At 65.3% G+C, this 8,746-nt stretch carries 6 protein-coding genes; 2 read left to right on the plus strand and 4 right to left on the minus strand.

All coding sequences use genetic code 11. From position 1 onward, the window contains the following. Positions 1 to 8: 8 nt before the first annotated feature. From BV106_RS07065 to BV106_RS07080, 4 genes are all read right to left on the minus strand, one after another. On the minus strand, positions 9 to 2,387 hold the full coding sequence (locus tag BV106_RS07065; protein WP_038162547.1) for a DUF5682 family protein: 2,379 nt from the start codon (positions 2,385 to 2,387) through the stop codon (positions 9 to 11). Between the two features lie 39 nt (positions 2,388 to 2,426). Then, entirely contained in the window at positions 2,427 to 3,503 is a 1,077-nt protein-coding gene (locus tag BV106_RS07070; protein WP_038162549.1) for an AAA family ATPase, read from the minus strand. 93 nt (positions 3,504 to 3,596) lie between these two features. Further along, positions 3,597 to 5,120: a DUF5691 domain-containing protein gene (locus tag BV106_RS07075; protein ID WP_038162552.1), complete on the minus strand. Its 1,524-nt coding sequence runs from the start codon at positions 5,118 to 5,120 to the stop codon at positions 3,597 to 3,599. Between the two features lie 51 nt (positions 5,121 to 5,171). Then, positions 5,172 to 6,548, minus strand: a complete 1,377-nt coding sequence (locus tag BV106_RS07080; RefSeq protein ID WP_063767907.1) for an SWIM zinc finger family protein — start codon at positions 6,546 to 6,548, stop codon at positions 5,172 to 5,174. 93 nt (positions 6,549 to 6,641) lie between these two features. Between BV106_RS07080 and BV106_RS07085 the strand changes: the two genes are divergently transcribed. Beyond that, positions 6,642 to 7,976 (plus strand): acetylxylan esterase, encoded by a 1,335-nt coding sequence (locus BV106_RS07085; protein ID WP_081891574.1) that lies wholly within the window; start codon positions 6,642 to 6,644, stop codon positions 7,974 to 7,976. A gap of 144 nt (positions 7,977 to 8,120) precedes the next feature. After that, a partial coding sequence (locus BV106_RS07090; RefSeq protein WP_038162555.1) for a PAS domain-containing protein occupies positions 8,121 to 8,746 on the plus strand: 626 nt, incomplete at its 3' end.

Genomic DNA, 8,746 nt, shown 5'->3' on the forward strand with positions numbered 1-8,746 from the left:
AAGGTGGATCAGGAGGGAAGGCCAAAGATCTGGCGCAGGACGGGCACGACCAGGCGGACCCGCTCGGAATCCCAGGCGAGATCCGTGCTGTCTCCGGTGTTTCCACCGCCAGATGAACCTGACGCGGCTCCGCCGTGCTGGCGGGCGCGTTCGCCGACTTGTCGACGTTCTGCACTGGCGAGAAGGGCGAAGGTGCGGCGCACCAGGGGAAGAATGGCGGTGAAGTGATCTGGGGTGAGGGAACGGACCCAGTCATCCAGCAGGCGGAACAAGGCGTCATCATGCAGGAGCACCATGCCACTCTGGTTCAGGAAACCTTCTAGCCAGGCGGCACCTGACTCCGGCGGCGTGCCGCGAGAGAGGGCGCGGCTCATACGGGCTGACACAGCGGCCACGGCATCGTCCTCTGACTTCTCATCCAGAATCAGCCGGGCGCAAAGACCGGCCACCTGCCCGTGAATGCCGTTGCCATCGGCCACCAGGGTGAGGGCACGCAACCAGGAGGAGAGGTGCGGAGCCCCTTCCAGCAGTTTCACCGCCTGGTGAACGGCGGTGATCTGCCTGTTCATGGCAGCTGCGGCTTCATCATCGAGGGAAGCGCAGGCGTTGGGGACGCCGATGCAGATGCGGGTGAGCATGCCATCCAGCACATGCAGCACCTGGGCGCTGTCCGTCTTGCGCACGTCCCCGTAGCGGGAGACTTGGGCCAGGGCAGGTACGGCCCCCATGAGCTGGGTGATATCGCCCGTCACTGCGGCACGATTTTCCAGTTCGTGGACGATCACGGTCAAGGCCGCAGAGAGGTTCGCCAGAAGGGCTTCTTTGACGAGGATGGTCAGGGTGGGCAGATCGGTCGCCCGGGCAGCCTGATCCCTCGCAAAGCCGGCGGCGGCATCTTCCACCGTGCCGCCCCAGGGGGAGGCTTCGATCAAGGCCACGGCAAACTCGGGCTTCCACTGGATGCGCCAGAGTTCATGGAAAGTACCTTTGCCGCTGCGGGCATCGGTCACCTCTCCCCAAGGCACGCGGAGAAGGCGCAGGCGGTGGAGCAGATGGCTGCGCAGCAGGTCGTTCTCCTTGCGCAGATCCAGATCGAGCGTCTCCTGCGTAGGGCTCACTTTCAGGCGCAGGCTCTTTTGCAGCTTCTGCAAATCCCGTTGCAAGGGCACCGTGGGGGCGGACTCGGGCACGCTGCCGAGGCGTTCCCCGATGATGAGCTTCTTCCTCACCAGCCGCAGGGCGGTATCGTCCCCCATGCCGACAATGGCGCGGGCGGCTTCCATGAGCTCGGTGAGCCCCGGTGCCGGCTTGTGACGCATGGCGGCGAGGGACTCGGAGAGCCGCACGCACTCGATGAGATGGGCGCTGGAGCAATCGAGATCCGCTTCCCGCAGAACAGCGCCGACGCGGGCAAACCAGCGCGGCAGGCTGGCATCCTGACGCAGCCAGAGATGCTCGTACCAGGCAGGGGAATCCACTCCCGCGCCGTAGCCGCTCTCCGCTGCCAGGCGGCTGTAGGTCCAGGGTACCCAGGTGGCCTCCACCTTGGTCTTGGGCAGGCCCTTGAGAAGATCGTTGTCGAAGGTGGCGGAGGGCATCTTGGCGAGGGCAGGCACGTGCCAGGCTCCGCACACGACGGCGATGCGCTGGAAGCCCTCCTTGTGCGCGGCCCGGATGGTCTTCCGCATGTGCGCCTCACGAAGCGCTTCGCGACGCAGTTCGGCGTCATCTTTGGTCGCCGGGGCTTCTGCGCGCACGGCGGTCATCGCTTCCTCGATGGCGGCAAAGAGATCCTGTCCATCGTGGCGCTGCTCCACCAGATGCTCCCACCATTCCTCTCCGTCGCCGAATCCGGCAGCCCGTCCCAACCAGCCGAGAGGGTCGCCGCGGACCGTGTCGTCTGCTCCATCCTCCGCGGGAGATGCGGCATCATCCTCAAGAGCTTCGGATTCGGTCTCTGCATCGGTAGCCTGCTCCAGAGGTGGGTTCGTTGACTCCTCTGCCGCCGGCGTCTCCGCTTCAGGGGCCGCAGTCTCCGGTTCCTCCTGGCGTTCCAGGGCCAGGGAGTGAGCCACCGGCAGGTCCATGAACCGCACGGGCACCTGATGCTGCAAGGCATGCCGGATGGCCTGCCACTCTGGTGAGAACGCGGCAAACGGGTAGAAGGCACTGCGGCGGGCGTTCTCTGCGGCATAGATCAGCAGGGCCACCGGGGGCGTCATGCCCTCCTCCACCACCAGTGGCAGCAGGGCGTCCGCCTCCGGCGGGCCTTCAATGAGCACGCAATCAGGTGCGAGGTCCACGAGCGCTGCGGCCAGGCTGCGGGCGCAGCCGGGGCCGTGGTGGCGGATGCCGAAGAGATGGACTTTACTGGCAGGGGAGGCCATGGATTAGGAAGCAACTAAAGGCATTGCGGGCAGGCTGAATCAAGCAAGGTCGCGGCAGGCGCGATACAGGTCCTTCCATTCGTCACGCTCCTTCACCACCGTCTCCAGGTACTCGCGCCAGACCACGCCGTCCTGCACCGGATCCTTCACCACGGCACCGAGCAGGCCGCTGGCCATGTCCGAGGCGCTGAGCTGACCATCGCCAAAGTGTCCGGCCAGGGACATGCCGTTGTTGATCACGGAGATGGCTTCCGCCGTGCTGAGCGTGCCAGTGGGGGACTTGACCTTCGTCTTGCCGTCGGCGGTGAGGCCGCTGCGGAGTTCGCGGAAGATCTGCACCACCCGGCGCACTTCCTTCAGCGCGGGCGGCTCCGCCGGCAGCTCCAGGGCGCGGCCCAGTTCCGCCACCCGCTTCTGGACGATCTGGACCTCCTCGTCCTCGCTGTCGGGCAGGGGGAGAATCACGGTATTGAAGCGGCGCTTGAGCGCGCTGGAGAGTTCGTTCACGCCCTTGTCCCGGTTGTTGGCGGTGGCGATGACGTTGAACCCGCGGGCGGCCTGCACCTCGCTGTTGAGCTCCGGGATGGGGAGCATCTTCTCTGAGAGCACGGTGATAAGGGTGTCCTGGACATCGCTGGGGATGCGGGTGAGCTCCTCGATCCGGGCAATGCGGCCCTCCTCCATGGCGCGCATCATGGGGCTGGCGACGAGGGCTTCACGGGAGGGGCCTTTCGAAAGGAGCAGGGCGTAGTTCCAGGAGTAGCGGATCTGGTCCTCGCTGGTGCCTGCGGTGCCCTGAAGGAGCCGGGTGGAATCGCCGGCCACCGCGGCGGCCAGATGCTCAGACACCCAGGACTTGGCCGTGCCGGGCACGCCGTAGAGCAGCAGAGCCCGGTCGGTGGCCAGGGTGGCGACGGCGATCTCAATGAGCCGACGGCTGCCGATGTACTTGGGTGTTACCTCGAACCCATTGTCCAGCTTCCCACCCATGAGGTAGGTCGCCACGGCCCAGGGCGAGAGGGCCCAGTTGGCCGGACGCTGCCGGGTGTCGGACTTGCGGAGTTCATCGAGCTCCTGGGCGAACTGGATTTCGGCGTGCTGACGGAGAACGGACATAACAATTATGAATTAGGAATGAGCAATTATGAATTGGTGAAAGCTGGCAGGGTGGTTTTAGGAAATGAGTGGCATCAGGAGTTCATTTCTAATTTATAATTTTGAATTCAACATTCGGCGCAGCCGGCTGCGCCGTTCGAGGGTTTGCTGGAAGCGGTGGGCGGCGTCTTCGAAGGAGGACCAGTGTTTGGCACCGGTGGGCCAGGGGGTGGGGCTTGAGGTGGCGGCCATGGGGATGCGGCAGGCGAGTTCGGGCAGGAGATTGCGCAGCTCGTAGTCGTACTGTGCGGCGTCGGTGTGCAGGTGGGCGATGATCCTCTTTTCCACAGCGAGCCAGAAGGCCGTGTCCCAGGTGATGGGGGCCTTCATGACGAGTCGCAGCCACCAGGTCAGGGAGGGGGCGGAGGAGGCCAGCTTGAGCCAGGCTTCGCGCTGGTCCTTGGCATCGAGCCCGCCGATGAGTTCCGCCGCTTCCTGAGGGGGAAGGACGTCTGCATTGATGATGGCGTGGATCCAGGCCGGGTCCGTGTCCTGGAGCGTCACCGCCTCAGCAAGGCCCTGGAGGAGGGCGTCCTTCCATTCTGTCTTGGCAGCCCACAGGACGAGTTCCATGGGCGTCATGCCGGTGTGCGCCGTCCACCAGGCGATGGGGGTGCGGGCGGTAATCTGTCGCAACCACCAGGCGCGCTCACCCACCCTGACGCTGCCAGGTGGTTTCTCCTCGATCCCGTCCTGGGCGGCATCTGTGGGGAAGCTCTGGGGCGGTGCGACCACCCAGTGGGTGCGGAAGAGCTTCTTCTCCGTAGTGACACAAGGCTGCAGCCGGGCCTGCATGCGCAGGGCAAAGGCGGACTGGGGCAGAGCCGAGAGGAGGCGGGCGGCGAGCGTGCGCACTTCCTTGCTGCGGTCACTGGTCAGGAGGTTTTGTAACAGGGATTCATCGGCCGGGCTCAGGCGGGTGCGCAGTGCGCCCAGCAGGGTGACGCGGTCCCGCGCGGACTCCTGGGCCAGGGTCTTCTCCAGCAGCTCCCTGGCACGGTCGGCGTCCGTCTGACGCAGGGCCTGGAGATAACGGGTGCGGGATGCCACATCACCCTCCTCCCACTGGCGGATGTCGATTTCATCGATCCCGGCCGTGGCGGCGAAGCGCCATTCGCGGTTTTTCGCGGAGAGCCAGGCCCCACGGGAGCCTGCGGCCTTCAGCACCGGATCGCGCAAGGCGCTGGAGCGATACGCGGCATCGAAATACGTGGGCAGCAATCGATGGGGCAGAGACTGCCCGGCGGCGGCCAAAAGCTGGCAGGCCTCCGCCAGCAGAGTCTCGGGGCCCTCGGTGGCGATTTGAGCCAGCAGGGAAACCACTTGGGGATCGCGACAGACGTCTTGCGGGGACGGTGCGGCAGGCTCGGGCAGGGTTTCTTCGGTGGAGGCCGGTTGCAATCCGGCGATTTGGGCCAGCCCCGCCACTGCCGCCGTGCGGAGCAGTCGGGCTTCGGGGGCGGAGCTCTCATCCAGCGCGAGATCCTGGAGATCCTGCGGGAGGGAGGGCAGGGCAGGGGTGCGCGCCGTGCCCAGAAGGGCAGCGGTGCTGAGTTGTTTCCAAAACGGAGCGGACATGAATCAAACGGGGAGCAATGAAATAAGAAAGGCCACGGAAGGGGCGGCGTCTCACGCCGGAGCGGTCTCTTGGAAGGCGCAGAAGCCCTCCTCCTCGTGCCAGCAGGCCAGGAGTTTCAGAGTGCCTGCACTCGACCATTCTCCGATGACGGTGAGGGGGTGTCCGCCGGAGATGGCGAGCAGCTCCCAACCGTGACGGCCGGCGGTGAAGGGGTGAAGGGGGAGGAGTGTGCCCTGGTTGTCCCGCAGCAGCCACTGACTGGGCTGATCCGGCCCCAAGTCCCGGTGCAGAGGCACGACTTGGGCCAGGACGGCAGGGTACTGGGTGAGCCACGGGTTTGCGCCCAGAGCTGCGGCGTAGTCCTGCAGCAGCGTGGCCACGTCCGGGGTGGTCTTGAACGGACGCTGCAAGGGACTGGTGCTCGCCGGGGGCGCATTGAGCAGGGCCCGCAAGGGACTGGCAGAGGGATAGTAGAGGAGCTCCGTCTGAATCACGGTCCCAGGAACCAACGGGATCTCGAACGCCCGATTGCCATGGGAGAAGTCGAGGATGAGCGCCATGCGCCCCGACTGACGTCCCTGCAACCAGGTGCGGCGCTCCCAGAGCCGCTCCCTTTCCTCGAACTCCTGGCCCAGCACGGCCCAGTCGTCCGTGATGCGCTCGCCCGCAGTCGCGACCTCCTCCTTGTCCACGGCCCAACCCAGCACGGTGCGGAGATCGGATTGCAGTGGCAGCTCCAGGGACTCGAAGCGCCGCAATGCCTCCAGCCGGGTGTGAAGTCGTCCCATCTGGATGAGCGCCATGGCCGGCCAGCGCTCCCCTTGATAAGGCATGCCGCTCAGGGCGGAGACTTCCTTTTCCAGGCCCGGCATCTGGTAGTCCACCATGCGGGCCGCGAGCGACTGCCAGTGGGCACGGGGTTGCTGGGGCCAGGCGGCGATGCCGTGGCGGATCTGGTCGGTCATCCAGCGCTCCAGATCCTCCGCGCCTTCCCGCATGCGGCTGAGGCGCTTGGCGACACGTTTGGCGGTGGCTTCGGGGTCGGTGGGTGCCTTGGGCCCGGCTTCCACCGCGGCGGCCTTCTTTTCCGCCTTGTCCCGTCGGCTCTGCAGCCAGGCGGCCACCCAGTCGGGTGGTTCACCTTCTTTCAGCGAACCCGGCCGATCCACGGCCATGAAGAGCAGGCCCAGACCATGCTTGCACGGGAACTTGCGGCTCGGGCAGCTGCACTTGAATCCAGGGCCGGTGAAGTCCACCTGCGTCTGGTAGGGCTTGGACCCACTGCCCTGACATTCGCCCCACGCGGCCTCGTCGTTGCAGCCGAGGGTGGGCCATTTGGCAGGGTTGGTGAGTCCACGACCGGCTTTCACGGACGCAGTGTCCGGAGCCAAGGCAGTGACCTGTTCGGCTGAAAAGGGGACGGGCATTTTTTGCATCATTGGAGCCAGTGAGCGGGCGGATGGCAAGTCTGATGATATTTTCTGGCGAAAGGTTTGCGCTTCAGTCAGGGTTCTTTTCCCATGCATCGCTATTCGCCCGCCGCAGTCCTCATGCTCAGCGTGGGGACGCTGGCCACCGCCTCCCTCACCATGGCCCAGACCGCAACCGCCCCAGCCACCGCGGCCAAGCCGCAAGAAGTGATCAACCAGGACGAGGCCCACGTGGGCAACCTGGCCATCCCTGACCCGCTCACCTGCACAGATGGCACCAAGGTGACCACCAAGGAGCAGTGGCTGGAGAAGCGGCGTCCAGAGTTGTTCAAGCTCTTCGAGACCGAAGTGTACGGGCGCACGCCGGAGAAGAAGCTGGAAGGTGGGCGCATGGAAGTGCTGCTGGAAAACAAAAAGGCGCTGGAGGGCAAGGCCACGCAACGGCTCGTGCGGATCTATTTCACGAAGGCGGACGCGCCGTCTCTGGACGTGCTGGTGTACCTGCCCAATGCCGCGTCCAAGGAGAAGCCGGCGGGCGTGTTTGTCGGGCTGAACTTCGGAGGCAATCACGCCGTGACGGAGGACCCCGCCATCCCGGTGCCTCAAGGCTGGTTCCGCAATAACAAAGAGACCGGGGTCACGGAAAACCGTGCCACCGAGGCGTCTCGTGGGGCAGACGCCCGGCGCTGGCCGATCGCCGAAGTCATCGCCCGCGGCTACGGCGTGGCCACCGCCTACTATGGAGATTTGGACCCTGACTTTGACGACGGCTTCCAGAACGGGGTGCAGCCGCTCTTTTACAAGGCAGGGCAGACCAAGCCGGAGGCGGACGAATGGGGCTCCATCGGGGCCTGGGCCTGGGGGCTGAGCCGGATGGCGGACTATCTGGTGACGTTGCCAGAGGTGGATGGCAAGCGGCTCGCCGTGCTTGGCCACTCCCGGCTGGGCAAGACTTCCCTCTGGGCCGGGGCGCAGGACACCCGCTTCAGCATCGTCATCAGCAACAACTCCGGGGCGGGTGGGGCAGCGCTGAGCAAGCGCCACTTCGGTGAGACGGTGAACAAGCTCAACACCAACTTCCCCCACTGGTTCAATGGCAACTTCAAGAAGTACAGTATCAACGAAGCCGCGCTGCCGGTTGACCAGCATGAGTTGATCGCCCTGTGCGCACCGCGACCGGTGTATGTGGCCAGTGCCACGGAGGATCTCTGGGCGGACCCTAAAGGCGAGTTCCTGGGGGCCAAGCTGGCGGAGCCCGTGTACGCCCTCTTTGGCAAAAAAGGCCTCGGAGTGTCAGAGCCGCCCGCGCCGGATGTGAGCGTCGGGGAGGCCCTGGGGTATCACAATCGCACCGGCAAGCACGACATCCTGCTCTTCGACTGGGAGAAGTACATGGACTTCGCCGACAAGAACTGGGGTAAGTGAACGAGGGGTGGGGTGGAACCGCAGGGCGGCGCTTGGGGGAACCACTGACACTGGGAAGTGCCGTGCCTACCACTGGCATGGGCGGGAAACTCTTGTCGGTTGTCGTGGCATGGGAGATGATCGCTTTTTGCGCACGATCCCACCATGCCATCCGACGTTGCCTTTCAGACAGAGCCTGCCACCCAGCTTGACCCGGGATTGGCAGGGCTGATCTTCCAGCAGCATCCGGATGCGGTGCTGCTGGTGGACCTGAGCGGCCGCTTTTTGGAAGCGAATGAGGCTGCGTGCCAGCTCGCGGGTTGGTCGCGGGTGGAGATACTGGAAATGCGGCCCTGGCAATTGCTGCCGACCACCTCACCGCTCGAGGTGAGGGAGTGGCTGCGCAGCCGCTCGCGTGACGCCACCGAGACCTTCGTCCTCACCCTCGCGCATCGTCTGGGGCATTTGATACAGGTGGAGGCACGCGTCCGTCGCGTGGCCAGCCCTGATCGGGGAGACTGCCTCATTGTCTCCTGCCGTGAGTTGCCGGTGAAGGGTGACCTCGCGGGCTCCCCAGAGCCTGCGGCTTCGGTACCGATGGGGTCGCCTGCACCCTTTCAGCAACAGCTCGTGCAGTTGCGCCAGCACAACAAATCCCTCATCGAGGCCGAGGAGCGTCTGCGCCTGGCCATGGAGCTGGGCGGGGTGGGCCTGTGGATCTGGCAGGCCACGCCGGACTCCAACCCAGGCCACTGGTCGCACAGGTTGAAGGAAATATTCGGCGTGCCGCT

The sequence above is a fragment of the Verrucomicrobium sp. BvORR106 genome, from assembly GCF_000739655.1.
Taxonomy (GTDB): Bacteria; Verrucomicrobiota; Verrucomicrobiia; order Verrucomicrobiales; family Verrucomicrobiaceae; genus Verrucomicrobium.